Genomic DNA, 18847 nt, shown 5'->3' with positions numbered 1-18847 from the left:
GGCTAGAGCATTGCTGGCCATCCTCATGTTCGCATCCTATTTTGTCATATCCCTCAAAGGGAACGTCTTACTCTCAATAATAGCGACAATTTGTTTTAACGCTTGGTTCGCTTCGGGAATAGGGAAGACAGGAAAGACGTGATTCATTTTTGGGTATTCGATATAGTTGATGGGAACACCCTGCTTGTCTGCCATCTCTTTGAATTTCCGGGCATCTGGGAGAAAGAATTCATGAGTGCCAATAAAAACAGAAATTCGTCCTAACGATTTGATTTCTCCATAGATCGGGCTGATCAAATGATGTGTTTCATCTGTATCACCTGCATAGGCTTTGCCCGATTCGATTAGTAAATCTAGGTTGAGCATTGGCTCTTTTGGAACCATTTTAGCGATATCAGGATTACTTAATGTCACATCAAGCCATGGTGATAATAGAATCATGTTTCCAGGCTGCGGAAGACCTTTTTTTGCTAAGTATTGAGCAAAGGCCAACGATAAACCGCCGCCAGCAGAATCACCCATGATGACGATTTTTTCTGGCGTTCCTTTTTCTAAAAGAGCTTGGTAAACTGGGAGAACACTCTCGATTGCATCCATATACTGATGATTCGGTGCTTTAGGATAAACTGGCACATACACCGTACTATTTAATTGCTTCGTCAATCGATCCAAGAAACGCCAATGCCATACGAGCGGCTGCTCAATATAGCCTCCTCCATGTAAAAATAGCACCTGATGATCATCTGGCTGCACATCTGATTTCAACATGTACGTATCGACTGAAAACGTGCTGCTTTTGGTGATGCGATATTTCTTTTTCAACTTCTCAGGCAGCACATAAGGTAATTGATTCGCCATTCTTCGTTCTTCTAAATACCCCTCAACATTCAGTTTCTTCTTTGTAAGTACAAGTAACCATTCAACAAACAAACTTTGAATACTTCGCATACGATCGACCCCTATAGATAGAATGATGACAATCAATGTCTAGGAAAAGAATGGTTTCTCTTTTTCTAAAGCATAACATAAGAACTTGTGAATCCGTTAACTGCTTTGGACAGAATACTTTTTCTATACATCTATTCATTTATGAACACCTGTCTATTTATATTATATTTTCTAGATCCATCATCATCAATTGTCAATCTTTCAATCATTGTTCATTAATCAACACATATTCAAAAACTGTTCATTTAAACACAAAAAAGACGGGTGTTGACCACTCGTCCTTCTTCTTCCTCACTTCACTTCCTCATGCTCATGAGCAGTATCTCTTTTGCTCGCGATAAAGAGTGCACAGGTCATCGCAAGAATGGCCAGTGCCCACCAGAATGTCGATACGGCCTGTTCATGATCAATGATAATCAAACGGATGACAGCTGTGATGCCAATATAAATAAAATAACGTAGCGGAAAATGAAAGTTGGATTTAAAGTATTTAATAATTAAGGCGATAAACTCAAAATACATAAAGAAGATCAGCAGCTCGCCAAGCATTCCATAATAGCTTTCTCCTTTGTTAAACACTGTTTTATAGACGAATTGTACGATGTACCATGTTTCACTAATTAAGAGTACGCTTAGCGCAATCGCTAGAAAGAACAGGCAGATATTCAGAAGGGCTTGCAGAAGATCAGGTACCTTTTGGAAATTCTTGAATCGTTTCATCAGATTGTTCCCCATTCCATGATGTTGTTTTTGCTCTCTACATTTTGGTATTCCAAAATCGCAGCACGATGTAGTAGGTATCGTTCTTTTCTCCACTTTCAAACTGTCCATGCATTCGGGACATCATCCGCTTGATGCTTCGTTCTCCGAGTCCATTGCTTTCCGGTATGATGTCTGTCTTTTTTATCGCATTGTTCACATGGATTTCAAAGACATCTTGGTCGGATAAAAAAGTGATCTGAATGTTCTTTTCAGGATCTGCGTATTTACGTAAATTTGACATCACATTATCAAACACTCTGCCAAGTTCCTCGACGTTTACGTTCATATAGCTATCCGGCATTTCGCCTACAATATGGACCGTGAAATTCTCCTGATGCAGCAGGGCGACCTGATCTGATAGAAGATCATAAATCACTTCTTTCACTGCAACGGTTTCAAGCTCTGACTCGTGCTCTTTATCTAGCAGGAAATAGGCAAATAGATTGTCAGACAGATTCTTTAATTGCAGGGCTTTTCCATACGCACTCGCTATATATTGCTCCTTGCGGGTATCCGCTAGAGCCTCCTCTTTTTTCGCAAATTCCAGATTCATGATGAGTGATGTCAGCGGGGTCCTCATATCATGCGACATTTCGGTCACCAAACTGCGGCTCTCTTCCTGCAGATCATCAATGGCGTGAAGCTTGTCCAAAAAGGCTGTTCTTAAATCCTCAATGCTCTTTGCAATCATGGCCAATTCATCATGCCCCTTCACTGTCATCTCATAATCGAGCTCACCGCCTTCAAGAATATGAATCTCTTCACGGATCGTTTGCAAGTAACGCAGACTTCGGCGAATGCCAACAAGCACAATCAGGAGAAAAATGAGTGTTGCACCAAGCAGTTCTAGTGTAAAGGCGAGATCGTGATATCGAGAGGAGTAAAACCCGTCTACCATAACCCTACCTTCTCCATCGCTAAATTGAACCGGGTAAGAATGACGCTTTGCGTAGTCGGTCACCTTTTCTTTCCCATAGGCCGATTCGTCAGCGGCAGAGTAAATCGAGTCATATTGAAGCACTTCATCCTTGTAAACAGTGAGATTAATATAATCTTCTTTTTTCACCCACTCACCGAATGCTTTTCGATCCGTTGAAGTCAGCTCATGTTCTGAAACGTAACGGCTGAATGTTTGAATGTATCTGGCAGATTCTTCCTTATAGTACTCATCCGAACTCAAATATCCTTCAATCAGGTGATCTGTGATCTTTTGCAGTGTCAAAAAGACAACACCACTTACGATAGCAGCGACCAAAATGAGCAGTGACAGCTTTTTGGTCAGCGTATATTTACGATGTGCCAAACCGGTATCCTCTCCCCCATTCTGTTTTGATATACACGGGACGAGCCGGGTCATCTTCAATTTTGGCACGCAGCTTTCGGATATGCACCATGACCGTATTGTTTGAACAATAAAAATAAGGCTGGCCCCACACGCTTTCATAAATATTTTGAGCAGAAAATATTTTGTTTCGTTTGTTCATGAGCAGTTTTAATATCCGATATTCTAAATCAGATAACTTGATTTGCTGCCCATTTTTCCACACTTCATTAAATTCTTCACTCACCTTCAGGCTACCGCCAACTAAATAGGTTTCTTCCTGTTCCTTTTTTTCCTGATAGATGGTATATCTGCGCAATTGCGCCATGACCCTAGCGTGAAGCTCCTCTTCTGAAAAAGGTTTTGTCATATAATCATCTCCGCCAGCGAGTAATCCTTCGGTTTTATCCCATGTACTAGATCTGGCGGTCAAAAATAAAATTGGCACATTTGAGGTGGCTCTTATTTGCTGGCACGTTTCGATCCCAGAGATACCTGGCATCATAACATCCAAAATCACCAAATCAAGCGAATCATCTACAACATACAATGCCTGCTTGCCATTCATGGCTCTCAGCACCTCATACCCTGCACGTGTCAGAGATTCCTGCAAAAGATCACCGATCTCCTGATCATCCTCTACAACTAATATTCGATGGGTCATGTCTCAATCACCTCATCCTTCATGATGTTCATTCTTATATGTTATTACTATATATCATCTAGCTATGTGAAAAGATACACCATAAATCTTAAGTGTTTATGAATATGATCAATTGCCATCAAGTTGTCACATTTATTTTCAAAAAATTGGATCTTCATAAATGATTAAGAATTGACCTGTATATTGATTCATTGAAGGATTTATCTTTAGATCCAATACACGAAAAGGAGCATAGATATGAATGTAAACAAGGTAGAACACGGACAACCAATGAGTCTCAAAGAACGGGTGCATTTCTTGGACATCGTACGAGGATTCGCCTTAATGGGGATTATTTTGGTCAACTATTTTTTGATTGTGGATTCGGTCAAGGGATTTGAGATGAAGTCTAATGATGGTTTTCACCACATTGTGAATTGGTTTGCCTCGGGGAAATTCATTACGTTATTTTCTTTTCTATTCGGGGTTGGTTTTATGATATTTATGGATCGAGCCGCTCAAAAGGTGGACAGCCCGAACAAGTTGTTTGCTCGCAGATTAACCATTCTCTTAGGGATTGGTCTTCTGCATGTCACGTTTGTATGGATTGGAGATATTTTAACCTATTATGCTGTCGCGGGCTTTTTACTGCTTTTCTTTTACAAACGCACAGCCAAAACCATCCAGTACTGGCTCATCACACTCTTTGTGATTCAATTGCTCACGCCTCTTTTCACCATGCTGCTCAATACCATCAGTACAGGATCATCAGGCAAGCCGGATTTTGCCGATTTTGAATTGAACAGTCACAACAGTCTGACTTATTTAGCATCGATAGGTGACCGGTGGACGGATATGTTCACGATGGCTTCGAGCTCATTTTCCACCGTCTATTCCATGTTCTTCATGTTTTTACTTGGTGTGTATTTTGTGAAAATGTCGTTTTTCAAAAACATGGAGACGAAAAAAGCGATTTGGAATCGGATCTGGATGATTTGTACAATTGCTTTTCTTATCACACTAGCCAGTACGATTATGACGGCGGTCAACTCTTTTGGAAATACGCCATGGATGAACATTGTCTCTGCACTTGAGCAAAATGGGGGATTGACTGGCAGTATGTTTTATATGAGTTCACTTGCGATGCTGTTTCTGCACATTCCTCAGCTGCGAGGTGCTTTAATGGTGTTCACCAAAGTCGGACGAATGTCCCTGACCTGTTATTTGCTTCACTCCATTATTGGAACAATGCTATTTCTCAAGTACGGAGCTGGACTTGCCGATCATCTTTCACCGGCTGGCACGTTCTTCATGGCAATTGGCGTGTATGCCTTCCTTGTCCTTTTCAGTACGTTATGGTTAAAGCGATTTAAGTCTGGACCGATGGAATTTATCTGGCGTCAGCTGACGTATGGGAAGGTCAATGACCAATCGAAAACAAATACATTTCAGGCAGCGAAGTAGAAGTAATAGAAAAAGGGCGAATTACGACAGTTCGCCTTTTTTCATGTGTTGAGTTTTTGTGATTCAGATACAATCCGTTCATTTTATATATTGATCCATCATTTCTTGCAATTGAGTCAGATAACTTTCTTTTAATTCATCGGGGTATTCAATTTTCACATGTTTCCCAAATGAGATCAAATAGTGAGTCATATACGATAATTCTTCTTGGTTGTACCCACCCACTATATAAGGCGTATCATCAATGGTCTCCAATCTCATATTCGGATAATGATTCTTCAAAAACTTCTCTTTCCCTTGTTCCGTTAATCGACATTTAAAAGAGATATCATGATAGGTTTTTTCGTATTTGAGCTGCAGTGCTTTTAATTCTTCCTTCGTAAAAGTGTCTTTCGTTTCTTCTTCGATCATCATGTCCGTCATACAATCACATCTGTAGATGCCCCACTTTTTATTCTGAACATCATATGCTTCGGTAAACCAAATCCCATTTCGATAAAACAACTCAAGAAATTGTAGCCTGATCCTTTTATGTTCATATTGAGTGTATGTCATCTTCACGATTTGATCTTCCATCATTGCCTGCAATATCAAATCCAAATGATTTTGTTCACTCACTGGCGCGACATGATAGTAATGAATCACATCCAAAATCTCCGTGATCCGATGTTTTCTCTCATCAGACATTGTAGCAAACAGTTTTTGGCGAATCTGTGAGTAAGACTTTTTAAATGGTGTTGCTGACAACAGATCTAAGGCTTTAAGAGCGAAAAAAATGGCTTGAACTTCATCTATTTGAAAATAGATCGGAACCAATGAGGATTGATTCACGAGCCGATATCCTCCATGTCTGCCATTTTCAACATAAAAAGCTAAGCCCATGGACTCTAGCTCTTCTATATCTCTTAAAGCTGTACGTTTAGAAATGCCAAATTCGGATTGTAAGTCCTTTAACTGAAAAGAGTGTTTATCGCTTAAAAAAATAAGTTCTTGGTTTAATCGTTCTGATTTTTTCATTTGCCTTCCCTCTTAAAAAGGTGACTTCTTTTGTCACCTTTATCATTTATACTCAGCTTATCAAAAGAAAAGGAGCATGTATATGCAAACATTAATCATTAACGCGCACCCAGATTTCACTCATCGAGAAAGTTATTCAAACAAACTGCAAACACTTTTTTTAAAACAGTTTAAAGAAAGATTCCCTCATGAAGAACCAACAATTTTATATTTACATGAAACTGAAATTCCTCGTATCGAAAAAGAACAACTGCTAGGAATTTGGGATAAGCAAGCATCCGAACAAGCATTAACGGCTACCGAAGAAAAAATCGCCGCTGCTTCATCTGCTCTATTGGCTCAATTCAAAGCACATCATCGAATTGTGATTGTATCACCTGTTCATAATTTCAATGTGACGTCACGTATGAAAGATTATATAGATAATATCTTCATTGCTAGAGAAACGTTCAAGTATACAGAAAATGGGTCAGTTGGTCTGATGACTGACGATTTTCGTGTACTTTTGCTTCAAGCAAGTGGCTCAATTTTCACAAATAACGATCGGTACACACCACTGGAATTTTCATATTATTATCTAAAGGAAATATTCCAAAACTTGATGGGTTTTCAACAATTTCATATAGTCCGGGCACAAGGAACAGCGATTTTAGATCAAAGGACTATCTTAAAATCTGCATCTGATGATATGACGAAAACCTTAGATGCGTTTTATGCACCTCGTTAACCTCTATTTTTCAAGACCCAGAACGAAAAATTTTGCTCACTTGTCATCAATCTTATTTTTTCGTTTTGGGGTGACTCCTATCTGCTAGTACAAATATTATTGATGACTAATGCTGCCGTTTCACTCGGATGGCTAAGAGGGAAATGGTGGCCATACGGAACAAAATCAACCTTCCCAAGATGCGATGGCGCAGAATAGCCTCTGTCATACTCCCCCCAAATCATGTGAAGATGATCCTTTGTGACTTCTTTAAAGTCACCTTGATCGGTTTTCAGTAATAAATGGTTAAGCTGAACCGTCGTATTTAAAATTCTAGGAGAAGTAAAGCTGTTTCTGATTTTTTCAATATAATGTTTAGGGATGCTCTCCGTGCTTTCAAACAAACCATTTCTTAACACATAACGCTCTATCAAATGAGTCGTTGCCAATCTTAATGTCCATTTGTTCAGAAATTGAGGAACATGAAGTGATTTTGCCTTTTGTTTAGCAACAGGCGGCTGAAGTAAAGTGATGGAATACTTCTTATCTATGTACTTTTGTGTCAAAGCTTCTAGAAGAATATACGCACCGAATGAATGGCCGATTAGATGTGCACCATTCGTCGCTTTTTCTATTACTTTTTTCACTACATTTAAATAGATATCTAGAAGATGTTTCTCTCGTTTAAATGGAGAACGCCCCAAACCAGGAAGGTCCAAAATCCATACAGGTTGACCTGTTTTCTCATGAAGCTCTTGTGCTAAAGGGAATAAATCTTCTCCATCACTCAATAAACCATGTAATAAAATAAACGGCTTCCCTTCTCCTTGTAATTGGTAAAGGGTGTTATTATCGCATAATGTTCGTTTAAATAAATGTTGGTGCTCACCATTTTGAGCCATCATTCGATAATCTAGATCAGCTACTACAGCAGGGAAAAATGTCATGACACTCGTCTTCTTAAACCAATCTTCTCCCATTATTTTTTTCGCTGAAATATTTGAAAACGTTCGTTTTGTCATAAAATTCAATCCGTCAGAAGGAATGTTTGTGAGTTTACTTACACCACTATTCATGACAGCTTTCATCAGTGGCATTGGGACAGAGATGCTAGGTGCCTTCATATTCATACTTTCTGACATCATACTTAATAGTCCAGCAACGCTCTGATCGTGCTCTTTGTCTTCAACAAGTGTATATGTTTGAATAGCCGGCTGCTCCAACTTGAAAACCTGTACAATAAACTTCGCAAACTCATCGTTTGAAATAAGTGGTAACCGATAGTCCTTACCTCCAGGAATCACCGGCATGAGCCCTCTTCGCATACTCTTTACAAGCAAACCCAATCCTGCAATTTGCTCTGTACTCCCTGTTTGACTACTACCAACGACAGTTGGCGGATTAATGACAGAAAGCGGATAACCTACTGAAGATGCCTGTTGACGAATATAAAGATCTGCTAAAAACTTTGTTCTCTCATAAGGATTTTTTATTTTCAAGTAATCGTTTCCTTCTTCAAACACGTCGATGGCAATCTTGCTATTTTGATCATCAAAGGGACTCATATAACCGACAACATGAATAAATTGCTGCAAACCCTTCGATTGATGAATACTTTTAGCTAACTCACTAATGTGTTTGGCGCCATTTAAAAAAACAGAAGCTGCCTCTTTACTGGTTGCTTGAATATCCATCGGGCCTCCTGCGTGAATGATCACATCCGTTTTCAATACCCTCTCCTGATCTTCAGGACTTAGACCCAAATCGACTTTCGTCAAATCACCTTCAACAAAGTGCATCACTCCCTCTTTTAAAATGCCTCTTTCTTGAAAAATGCGTGTTGCTTTACTTTTTGACCTTACTAAAAGAAGAATGTTCACATCCTCTTTCGCTAATTCCTCGACTAATTGCTTCCCAATAAAGCCCGTTCCACCAATTAAAAATACTGTTTTCATCTGAGGTCTCCTTTTTAGTACTAATCAGTACTAATTTGTTGTAAAAAAAATGCTTCTTTATCGAAGCAAGTTAAATAAATGATCTGCTGTTTTTGTGATGACAGTTGCATCCTTCAATGTTTCTGAAATAAATAACGCTCCTTCAAGATTTGTCATAAAAAGGGATGCCACCTCATCAATCTGAATCGTATCTCTGAATTCCCCATTCTCTACCCCTTGTTTCAGTAATAGAGAAACTTTCTCTTGTAATCCTGTGAAAAAAAGTCCTATTTTTTCTTTTATTTGTGTGGCCTTTGCAGGACTTTGAATATAAAGAGTAATAAATGGACAGCCACCCCTATACTCTCTCGACTGAACGCCTTGTGATAATTGCTTTAAAAACAGTTGAATACGATCTTCAACTGAAAATTGGGTCTGAGACAGTACGTCATCCATTGCAGATTGATACATATCAATCCAATAATCAACGACCCCTTCTAATAATTCCTCCTTATTAGAAAAGTGATAATACACATTAGACTTTGATACTTTGCTAACACGAACTAATTCGTCCATACTCGTATAAGCAAACCCTTTTTCTAAAAATAAAGTTGCAGCTACTTCAAGCACACGTTTTTGATTCATTAATTTTATCTTTGTCATAATTAGAACTATACAGTACTAGTTTGAATGTGGCAAGTATTTATTTTGAATAAAGTTGATCTGAACCTCGAAGTTGTTAGCGGCCTTAAAGGTAAAATCATTTCTCCTTTAAAAGGTTCAAAACAAATGTTGTGAGAGAGTATTTCAGAGAAGTTTATAAAAGACATGCATTGAGCATAGCCATGCTGTAAACGTTTTGAATAAGAACTATGTATGGGAAAGGTTAAGACATTCTAGTATAAAAAACAACCGCAGACACGTATCTCCATGTCACCCAAAAATTGAGGACCAAAGAAATTGTATCTGCGGTATGTTCAATAATTAAATTTTGTGGGCGCTTTGTGGGTGCTTAATATAAATATAACGTCTAAACACCTTTAATCCCCGCTATATCAACGGTTAACCAATCGAACCTTCCATCTCAAACTTAATCAAACGGTTCATTTCAACGGCGTATTCCATTGGCAGTTCTTTTGTGAATGGCTCGATGAAGCCCATGACGATCATTTCTGTTGCTTCTTCTTCAGAAATTCCGCGGCTCATCAAGTAGAATAGCTGCTCTTCTGATACTTTTGATACCTTCGCTTCGTGCTCTAATGAAATGTTGTCGTTTAAGATTTCATTATAAGGAATCGTATCAGATGTTGATTTGTTATCCATGATGAGTGTGTCACACTCGATGTTTGAGCGTGCACCCTCTGCTTTGCGTCCGAAGTGTACGATTCCACGGTATGTGACTTTACCGCCTTGTTTGGAAATCGATTTCGATACGATCGTTGAAGATGTGTTTGGTGCAAGGTGAATCATTTTCGCACCTGCATCTTGGTGCTGACCTTTACCTGCTAGGGCAATACTTAATGTCATACCACGAGCGCCTTCACCTTTTAAGATGACAGCTGGGTATTTCATTGTCAGCTTAGAACCGATGTTTCCATCAATCCATTCCATTGTTGCATTCTCTTCACATACTGTACGTTTTGTCACAAGGTTGAAGACGTTGTTTGCCCAGTTTTGAATCGTTGTATAACGGCAGTAGCCGCCTTTTTTCACGATGATTTCAACAACCGCACTATGAAGTGAGTTTGTTGTGTAAACTGGAGCTGTACAACCTTCTACGTAATGCACGTGTGCGCCTTCATCAACGATGATCAGTGTACGTTCGAACTGACCCATGTTCTCAGAGTTGATTCGGAAGTATGCTTGAAGTGGTGTATCTACTTTTACGCCTTTTGGTACGTAGATGAATGAACCACCAGACCATACAGCCGAGTTAAGCGCAGCAAATTTGTTGTCAGTCGGAGGAATGACTTTTGCCCAGTGCTCACGGAAGATGTCTTCGTTCTCTTTTAATGCACTGTCTGTATCTTTAAACACAATGCCTAGATCTTCAAGATCTTGCTTCATGTTGTGATACACAACTTCAGATTCATACTGAGCAGATACACCTGCTAAGTACTTTTGCTCTGCTTCAGGGATACCAAGCTTATCAAAGGTTTGTTTGATTTCTTCTGGTACTTCATCCCAAGAACGCTCAGAGCGTTCTGATGGTTTTACGTAGTACGTAATTTCATCAAAGTTTAATGCATTTAAATCTCCGCCCCATTGTGGCATCGGCATGTTGTAAAAGTGCTCAAGAGATTTCAAACGGAAGTCGAGCATCCACTGAGGCTCTTCTTTCATACGAGAAATTTCTTCAACGATCTCTTTTGTCAGTCCGCGCTCTGAACGGAAAATGGAAACGTCTTTATCAGAAAAGCCGTATTTATATTCACCAACATCTGGCATTTTTTTAGCCATCCATTTTCACTCCAATCTTATGATTTGCCGTTATCTTCGGCAGATGCGCCTTTTTCAAGCGCCTTCCAGGATAATGTTGCACATTTGATGCGTGCCGGGAATTTTGCGACTCCCTGCAGCGCCTCAATGTCACCAAGATCAATGGAATCGTCGTATTCTTTTCCTAGCATCATATCGGAGAAAATCTGAGACATTTTCAAAGCTGTTTCAATATCTTTCCCTTTAATCGCCTGCGTCATCATAGAGGCAGATGCCATCGAAATCGAGCATCCTTCTCCTTCAAATTTCGCATCGATGACTTTTTCGTCTTCGATTTTCATCGTGAGACGAATGCGGTCACCACACGTAGGGTTGTTCATATCGACGACAATGCTGTCGTTTAACACACCTTTGTTTCTCGGATTTTTATAATGATCCATAATCACTTGTCTGTACAGTGTGTCTAAGTTTACATTAAAAGACATTCGTAAAATACTCCTTTGTCTTACGGAGCGCTGCCATGAGCTCGTCAATCTCCTCTTCTGTATTGTACAGATAGAAGCTTGCTCTTGCAGTCGCTGATACACCAAGCCATTTCATGAGCGGCTGTGCACAGTGATGTCCAGCACGAATGGCGACACCTTCCGTATCTAGAACAGTTGAGGCATCATGAGGATGGACGTCGTCTAAGTTAAACGTCACAAGTCCAGCTCGGTGCTGCGGTCCGTAAACCGTGGCACCTTCAAGCTCCTTAAAGCGCTCAAGTGCATAAGTCGCAAGCTGATGCTCGTAACGACTGACTTCCTCCATTCCGATGTCATTTAAGAAATCAATCGCTTTTCCGAGCCCAATTGCTCCTGCAATAATCGGTGTTCCCGCTTCAAATTTCCACGGCAGCTCTTTCCATGTAGAATCATATAGATCCACAAAGTCGATCATTTCACCGCCAAACTCAGCAGGCTCCATATTATTCAAAAGGTCCTTCTTCCCGTAAAGAACACCAATGCCAGTCGGTCCACACATTTTATGCCCAGAGAATGCGAAAAAGTCGCAATCCAAGTCCTGAACATCAATTTGCATGTGAGGGGTGCTCTGGGCACCATCGACGACGATAATTGCACCGTGATCGTGAGCAATCTTTGCGATGTCTTTAATTGGGTTGATGGTTCCTAATACGTTTGAAACATGTGTGACAGCAACGATTTTCGTTTGATGTGTGATGGTTTGCTTCACATCTTCAAGCGACAGCGTGCCGTCTTCCTGTAACGGAATATATTTCAATGTGGCGCCAGTTGCTTTTGCTGCCTGCTGCCAAGGGATGATATTCGCATGATGTTCCATATGCGTAATGACGATCTCATCGCCTTCTTTGAGGTTTGCTCTAGCATAGCTGATTGCCACTGTGTTCAGTGCGGTTGTTGTACCTCTAGTAAAAATAATCTCCTGGACAGAAGAAGCGCCAATGAATGCTCGAACTTTTTCTCTTGCACCCTCGTATGCGTCCGTTGCTCTTGTGCCAAGGGTATGAACACCCCGGTGGACGTTCGAGTTGTAAGACCGGTAATACTCATTCATTGCATCAATGACAACTCGTGGTTTTTGAGATGTCGCTGCACTGTCCAAATACACCAAATCATGTCCGTTCACTTGCTGATGAAGGATTGGAAACTGCTCACGAACGTCTTTGATATTCATTATTTTACTTTCCTTTCAATCACAGAAACGAGCTGCTTTTTAACTCCTTCAATCGGCAGTTCTTTGACGACTGGATTTAAGAAGCCATAAATGACAAGTCTTTCTGCATCTTCTTTGGAAATCCCACGGCTCATGAGGTAATAGAGTTGAATTGGATCAACACGCCCAACAGAAGCAGCGTGTCCTGCTGTTACATCATCTTCATCGATTAAAAGAATTGGGTTAGCGTCACCGCGTGCTTTCTCACTCAGCATGAGAACACGAGATTCTTGCTCTGCATTTGACTTCGTTGCGCCATGCTCGATTTTACCAATCCCGTTAAAGATAGAAGATGCTTGATCCTTCATGACACCATGCTTCAAGATATACCCTTCAGAGTTTTTACCGAAGTGGATGATGCTTGTTGTGAAGTTTTCCGTTTGATTCCCGCGGCCAACAACAACTGATTTTGTATCACCGAATGTACCGTCGCCCATAAGCTTCGTGATGTTTTCAGACACGACATCTCCATCATTCATCAGACCAAGCGCCCATTCGATTTTACTGTCACGACCATTTGCCATACCACGTCTATTCACATAGACTGTCACACCTTCTGCAAGGTTATCCACTGCACCGTAAGTGACGCGGGCATTTGCACCTGTGAAGACTTCAGACACGATATTGAAGATCGCTTCTTCTGGTGTTGCCGTACTGATGTAGTTTTCGACATATGTCACAGCACTATGATCGTCTGCTACAACGATGACATGGTTGAACAACGTTGTTTCGTCATTCTCATGAAGATAAACGGCTTGAATTGGTGCTTCAAGCTCTACGTTTTTCGGTACATAGAGGAAAGCTCCGCCATTCACTAAAGCAGCATGTAGAGCTGTAAGTTTGTGCTCATCCACTTTCACTGCATCTGTCATGAAATATTTCTTCACTAGGTCTCCATGTTCGCGAATCGCTGTATGGATATCAGTGAAGATCACGCCTTTGTCTTTTGCTTCCGTAGAAAGAGACAAGTATGCTGGCGTTTGATCACGCTGAATGTAGACTGTCTTATCTGTGTCCTCTAAATCAATAAGTGACTTCACTTCTTCAGGAAGCTCTTCTAAAGATCCAAATGGCGCACTTTCGACTGTATGCTGTTTGAAATTGGTTAAATTCCATTTAGAAATATTCGTTTTGTCAGGCTTTGGCATTGGAAGGTCTTCTGCTTTTTCAAGAGCCTGTAAGCGAAGGGAACTCATCCATGCCGGTTCCTGATGCTTCTCGGAGAAGCTTTTGACATAATCTTGATCTACTGATAATTTCGTTTCTAATGTCATCAATAATCCTCCTAACGCTTACGCTTCTTGACCAACAGTTTCGTCTTCAATTCCTAACTCTTTTTTAATCCAGTCATAACCTTCTGCTTCTAGACGCTGCGCAAGTTCTGGTCCGCCAGATTTCACAATACGTCCTTGCATCATGACATGAACGTGATCTGGTGTGATGTAGTTCAATAAACGCTGATAGTGAGTGATCATTAAGCAGCCGAAGCTTTCGCCGCGCATTTTATTAATTCCTTTAGAAACAACTTTCAGCGCATCGATATCAAGACCAGAATCGATTTCGTCAAGAATGGCGATTTTTGGTTCAATCATCATTAATTGAAGAATTTCGTTGCGTTTTTTCTCCCCGCCTGAGAAACCTTCGTTTAGGTAGCGCTGTGCCATATCTGGGTCCATTTCAAGGAATTCCATGTTTTCGTCCATTTTGCGGATGAATTTCATGAGAGAGATTTCATCGCCTTCTTCTCTGCGTGCGTTAATAGCCGAACGAAGGAAGTCTGCATTTGTCACACCACTAATTTCAGATGGATATTGCATTGCAAGGAAAAGACCCGCTTGCGCGCGCTCATCTACTTCCATTTCAAGAACATCTTCGCCATCAAGCAAGATGCTGCCTTTTGTCACTTCATACTTAGGATGGCCCATGATAGCAGCAGATAAAGTAGATTTACCTGTTCCGTTTGGTCCCATTACTGCGTGGAATTCTCCACCTTTTATTTCTAGGTTTACACCTTTTAAGATTTCTTTCCCTTCAATCTCAACGTGCAAGTCCTTAATTGTTAATGTCGAAGCAGTCATATATCGATACCTCCAAAATAATCATTATTCTCAATTTATTCTCATTCTAATTTTATAACAAATTAAAAGTGAATACAACACATTCACGACAAGCGTGAGAGGATGCTCTCAAAATTCTAACAAAAAATACAGGTAGATAAAAGGATTTATGTCGAAAAGACAGTTTTCATAAAGAAAGGACGGGAAACTATTCTCCCCGTCCCTTAGCTATTTAATAGCCTTGTATATTCATTTTTGCGAGCTGCCTTTTCTCATCTCGATAGGACTGCTCTCGTTTATATTCCACTTTCATCCTTAAGTCATGGTCTCTTTCGTACTCTGCATAGCTCATGCCATGAGCTTTATGCATGGCCTTTTCCATCTCGGCGGTATAATCCAATCCCAGTGTACTATGGTCCGAACAAATAATAAACCATTCCCTTCTTCGAGTGTAGCTTCATTGTATCAAAGACATGCGGCTTCACTCAAAAGGGATATAGCGCGCTATGCTGGCATATTTTCTCACACTAAAGGCTGAGAACGACTCAACTCCCTGAGATGGATAAATACCATCTTATCCTTCCCTTAATGCGTCTGTCCTCCAAATTCGTCAATACATTGCTGAACAACTGTGATACCTTGACTTAGCGCAGCACCGCCGCCAAACGCTGCCGCCACACTGACGACCTCTAGCAAATTCTCTTCTGTTGCGCCTTGATCGAGCGCTCCCTTTGTATGATAGATCATGCAATATTCATCCTGTGCATGAATGCTGATGCCGAGGGCAATCATTTGTTTTTCTTTTTGTGTTAATGAATCGCTCTGAAAGCACTGCTCCGTAAATTCATTGAATTTCTTGCCAAACACCGGCATTTTCTTCTGAAATTCACCCATTGCCGTTTTATAATCCGTCAGTGATTGCTGCATCGATCCGCTCATATGTTGTTCATTCATCTTCATTCCATCCCTTCAGGTCATTTGTTCGTTTTTATTATGAGCGAGATTTGAAAAAATACACAAAAAAACCTCGCTTTCATGAAAGCGAGGTTGCAGATGATTGACAAAGGGCTAAAATGATCTTTATTTTAGCCCTTTGACTTCTTTTTTCAGCGTGATAGAAAACCTTTGCAGTCTAGGAAGGGCGAGTACCGGAGCAGAGCGAATTTGACATTCGTGAGCACCGGAGCGCAGACCTGACAACGAATGCGAGGGTTTGTCTACACGTTGAAACCTCGCTTTGATGAAAGCGAGGTTTACAAGTTGTTATTCAGATACAGGCAATACTGCACCATCATACTTTTTGTCGATGAATTCTTTGATTTTATCAGAGTGAAGAACTTCCATTAATACCTTGATCTTCTCTGATTTTTCGTCACCTTTGCGAACAGCGACGATGTTTGCATATGGGTTGTTTTTCGTTTGCTCAAGTTCAATTGAATCTTTTTTCGGATTCAATTTATTTTGGATCGCATAGTTAACGTTAATAAATACTGCATCGCCTTCACTGTTTTCATAAGCTTTCGCTGTTAGTTCAGGAGCGATTTTTTTGAATTTTAGGTTCTTCGGGTTTTCTTTGATGTTTTTGACTGTTGCGTTGATTGTATCTACTTTTGGATCAAGCTTGATCACACCAGCATTTTGTAATAGGGCAAGCATACGTCCTTGCTCAGCTACGTTGTTTGTCATGATGATCGTGCCGCCGTTTGGAATATCTTTTACTGATTTGTATTTCTTAGAGTAGATACCGAAAGGCTCAAGGTGAACGGCACCAGCACTCACTAAGTTGTAATCTTTGTTTGATTTATTTTCTTCGTTCAAGTAAGGGATATGTTGGAAAAAGTTCGCATCCACTTCTTTTTCAGCTAATGCTTTGTTGTACATTTTATAATCGCTCAGTACTTTCACTTTTAGATCGTAGCCTTTTTCTTTTAGAAGTGGTTTTGCTTCTTCAAGAATCTCGGCATGTGGTGTTTTTGAAGCGGCAACCGTGATGGTTTTGTTATCGCTTGCGTTATTTGATGAACCGCACGCAGCTAAAATGCCTGCAAATGCTAGAAATAGTGCACTTAAAATCAATTTCTTCATGAATAATTCCTCCCTTAACGTTTATCAATTTTATTTGTAATCAAATCACCGATTATTTGAATGATAAAGACGATGATCAGAATAAACACAGTGGCTACAAGTGTGACATCTGTATTACCAGATTGGTATCCTTCCACATAAGCAAGGTCACCCAGTCCGCCTGCTCCAATTGCACCTGCAATCGCAGTAGAGCCAATCAGAGCAATTGCTGTTACAGTAATTCCTGAAATAAGGGCTGGCAGTGATTCTGGAAGCAATACTTTGAAAATAATGGTCGACGTTTTTGCTCCCATAGATCGTGCTGCTTCAATGACTCCTTTGTCTACTTCACGCAGTGCAATTTCAACAAGACGTGCGTAGAAAGGAGCTGAGCCAATGACAAGGGCTGGTAATGCTGCATTTGGGCCTAATATCGTGCCCATAATTAGTTTAGTAAATCCTAATAATAGAATGATTAATATGATAAAGGGAATCGATCTGAAAATGTTGACGACTGCGCCGATGACAGCATTAATTGGTTTGTTTTCCCACAAACCGCCTCTACTTGTCAAAAAGAGCAACAGCCCAAGGATGATGCCGATAGCAAAAGCAAACGCTAATGCAATGAGTGTCATATACACCGTTTCACCCGTGGCGTTCCAAATAACCTCTAGATCAACGTTCGGAAACCATTTCTCAAACATGTGTCATCACCTCAATTTCAACCTGTTTGCTTTGGATATAGGCGATGGCTTTTTCAACTTCGTTCTCGTCTCCATTAATATGGATAAAGAGTGTTCCAAACGCGCCTTCCTGCGTTTGAGAAATCTTTCCTTGCAGGATGTTCACATCGACCTTGAAGGATCGAATGATTTCCGTGATCAGCGGCTGTTCGGCAGAATCTCCGATAAAGGACAACCGGACGACCTGACCTTCTTTTACTCTCTCTAGGACGTGCTCGATCGTTTCTTTTGCTTCTTCTGGTTCAGCAAGCTGTTTCACGAATCGTTTCGTCATTTCTTCTTTCGGCTGTCTGAAGACACGTAATACTTCGCCTTCTTCGACAATACGGCCATTCTCCATCACCGCCACACGGTGACAAATTTTGCGAATGACGTGCATTTCGTGTGTGATCAATACAATGGTGAGTCCTAGTCGTTTATTAATATCGGCTAAAAGCTCAAGGATGGAATCTGTTGTTTGTGGATCAAGAGCAGATGTCGCTTCGTCACATAGCAGAACTTTTGGGTCATTCGCTAATGCTCTCGCAATCCCTACACGCTGCTTTTGCCCGCCGCTGAGCTGAGAAGGATAGGCATTTTCTTTTCCTTCTAAACCGACCAATTTAATCAGTTCGTTTGCACGAGCTCTCCGTTTTGATGTTGGTACACCTGCGATCTCGAGCGGGAACATAATATTTTGTCTCACTGTTCTTGACCAGAGCAAGTTAAAGTGCTGGAAAATCATGCTGATTTCTTGTCTTGCTTTCCGAAGTTTCGCATTCGATACTTCATTGATTCGGTTGCCTGCCACTTCAACGATTCCTTCTGTTGGCAGCTCCAGACCGTTTAATAGGCGAATCAGGGAGCTTTTCCCTGCGCCGCTATACCCGATAATTCCGAATATTTCACCTTTATCGATATCCAAGTTGACGTCTTTTACGGCATCAACATTTCCGCTTTTTGAATGATACGTTTTTGATACATTCTGTAAATGGATCACAGTCTGTTCACCTGCTTTCTTGCTGAATCTATAGGT

At 40.5% G+C, this 18847-nt stretch carries 19 protein-coding genes; 2 read left to right on the top strand and 17 right to left on the bottom strand.

The features are described from left to right. Positions 1-36: 36 nt before the first annotated feature. From MHH23_RS05360 to MHH23_RS05345, 4 genes are all read right to left on the bottom strand, one after another. Complete coding sequence (locus MHH23_RS05360) at positions 37-948, bottom strand: alpha/beta hydrolase (protein WP_249855601.1); 912 nt, start codon at positions 946-948, stop codon at positions 37-39. Between the two features lie 291 nt (positions 949-1239). Continuing rightward, positions 1240-1668, bottom strand: coding sequence for a phosphate-starvation-inducible protein PsiE (gene psiE / locus MHH23_RS05355; RefSeq protein ID WP_340959040.1), 429 nt, complete (start codon positions 1666-1668; stop codon positions 1240-1242). Positions 1669-1705: 37 nt separating this feature from the next. Further along, positions 1706-3013 carry a HAMP domain-containing sensor histidine kinase gene (locus tag MHH23_RS05350; protein ID WP_340959039.1) on the bottom strand — a complete coding sequence of 436 codons (1308 nt, stop codon included), beginning with the start codon at positions 3011-3013 and terminating at the stop codon, positions 1706-1708. Further along, on the bottom strand, positions 3000-3695 hold the full coding sequence (locus MHH23_RS05345) for a response regulator transcription factor (RefSeq protein ID WP_024719771.1): 696 nt from the start codon (positions 3693-3695) through the stop codon (positions 3000-3002). The genes MHH23_RS05350 and MHH23_RS05345 overlap by 14 nt, the downstream gene beginning before the upstream one ends. Before the next feature lie 237 nt (positions 3696-3932). Between MHH23_RS05345 and MHH23_RS05340 the strand changes: the two genes are divergently transcribed. Continuing rightward, positions 3933-5138 (top strand): DUF418 domain-containing protein, encoded by a 1206-nt coding sequence (locus MHH23_RS05340; protein WP_335352254.1) that lies wholly within the window; start codon positions 3933-3935, stop codon positions 5136-5138. Between the two features lie 78 nt (positions 5139-5216). Here MHH23_RS05340 and MHH23_RS05335 read toward each other — a convergent pair whose 3' ends face one another. Further along, positions 5217-6155: a helix-turn-helix transcriptional regulator gene (locus tag MHH23_RS05335; RefSeq protein WP_340959037.1), complete on the bottom strand. Its 939-nt coding sequence runs from the start codon at positions 6153-6155 to the stop codon at positions 5217-5219. A gap of 82 nt (positions 6156-6237) precedes the next feature. Here MHH23_RS05335 and MHH23_RS05330 point away from each other — a divergent pair, with 82 nt between their 5' ends. Then, on the top strand, positions 6238-6882 hold the full coding sequence (locus MHH23_RS05330; protein WP_340959036.1) for an FMN-dependent NADH-azoreductase: 645 nt from the start codon (positions 6238-6240) through the stop codon (positions 6880-6882). Positions 6883-6959: 77 nt separating this feature from the next. Here the strand turns inward: MHH23_RS05330 and MHH23_RS05325 are convergent, their stop codons facing one another. From MHH23_RS05325 to MHH23_RS05270, 12 genes are all read right to left on the bottom strand, one after another. Continuing rightward, the gene (locus MHH23_RS05325) at positions 6960-8816 is read right to left on the bottom strand and encodes an alpha/beta fold hydrolase (protein ID WP_340959035.1); all 1857 of its coding nucleotides are present in this window, start codon (positions 8814-8816) and stop codon (positions 6960-6962) included. A gap of 57 nt (positions 8817-8873) precedes the next feature. Further along, a complete protein-coding gene (locus tag MHH23_RS05320) occupies positions 8874-9440 on the bottom strand; it encodes a TetR/AcrR family transcriptional regulator (protein WP_340959034.1) in 567 nt (188 codons plus the stop codon). Positions 9441-9857: 417 nt separating this feature from the next. After that, positions 9858-11255, bottom strand: coding sequence for a Fe-S cluster assembly protein SufB (gene sufB / locus MHH23_RS05315; RefSeq protein WP_007500362.1), 1398 nt, complete (start codon positions 11253-11255; stop codon positions 9858-9860). Between the two features lie 17 nt (positions 11256-11272). Then, on the bottom strand, positions 11273-11719 hold the full coding sequence (gene sufU / locus MHH23_RS05310; RefSeq protein ID WP_008347017.1) for a Fe-S cluster assembly sulfur transfer protein SufU: 447 nt from the start codon (positions 11717-11719) through the stop codon (positions 11273-11275). Then, complete coding sequence (locus MHH23_RS05305; protein ID WP_035389339.1) at positions 11709-12929, bottom strand: cysteine desulfurase; 1221 nt, start codon at positions 12927-12929, stop codon at positions 11709-11711. Before MHH23_RS05305 ends, sufU begins: the two co-directional genes overlap by 11 nt. After that, complete coding sequence (gene sufD, locus MHH23_RS05300) at positions 12929-14242, bottom strand: Fe-S cluster assembly protein SufD (RefSeq protein WP_008347022.1); 1314 nt, start codon at positions 14240-14242, stop codon at positions 12929-12931. The genes MHH23_RS05305 and sufD overlap by 1 nt, the downstream gene beginning before the upstream one ends. An 18-nt stretch (positions 14243-14260) precedes the next feature. After that, the gene (gene sufC, locus MHH23_RS05295; protein WP_007500355.1) at positions 14261-15046 is read right to left on the bottom strand and encodes a Fe-S cluster assembly ATPase SufC; all 786 of its coding nucleotides are present in this window, start codon (positions 15044-15046) and stop codon (positions 14261-14263) included. Positions 15047-15257: 211 nt separating this feature from the next. After that, positions 15258-15395 carry a hypothetical protein gene (locus MHH23_RS05290; RefSeq protein WP_162835676.1) on the bottom strand — a complete coding sequence of 46 codons (138 nt, stop codon included), beginning with the start codon at positions 15393-15395 and terminating at the stop codon, positions 15258-15260. 215 nt (positions 15396-15610) lie between these two features. Beyond that, the gene (locus MHH23_RS05285; protein ID WP_003212803.1) at positions 15611-15979 is read right to left on the bottom strand and encodes a carboxymuconolactone decarboxylase family protein; all 369 of its coding nucleotides are present in this window, start codon (positions 15977-15979) and stop codon (positions 15611-15613) included. Between the two features lie 309 nt (positions 15980-16288). Next, positions 16289-17110: a methionine ABC transporter substrate-binding lipoprotein MetQ gene (metQ, locus tag MHH23_RS05280; protein WP_007500351.1), complete on the bottom strand. Its 822-nt coding sequence runs from the start codon at positions 17108-17110 to the stop codon at positions 16289-16291. A 14-nt stretch (positions 17111-17124) separates the two neighbouring features. Next, entirely contained in the window at positions 17125-17793 is a 669-nt protein-coding gene (locus MHH23_RS05275) for a methionine ABC transporter permease (RefSeq protein WP_058336900.1), read from the bottom strand. Next, a complete protein-coding gene (locus MHH23_RS05270; protein ID WP_024719778.1) occupies positions 17786-18811 on the bottom strand; it encodes a methionine ABC transporter ATP-binding protein in 1026 nt (341 codons plus the stop codon). The genes MHH23_RS05275 and MHH23_RS05270 overlap by 8 nt, the downstream gene beginning before the upstream one ends. Between the last annotated feature and the right edge of the window lie 36 nt (positions 18812-18847).

This window comes from Bacillus sp. FSL K6-3458 (assembly GCF_038005045.1).
Taxonomy (GTDB): domain Bacteria; phylum Bacillota; class Bacilli; order Bacillales; family Bacillaceae; genus Bacillus; species Bacillus altitudinis.
This window is presented reverse-complemented; position numbering and strand designations above follow the sequence as displayed.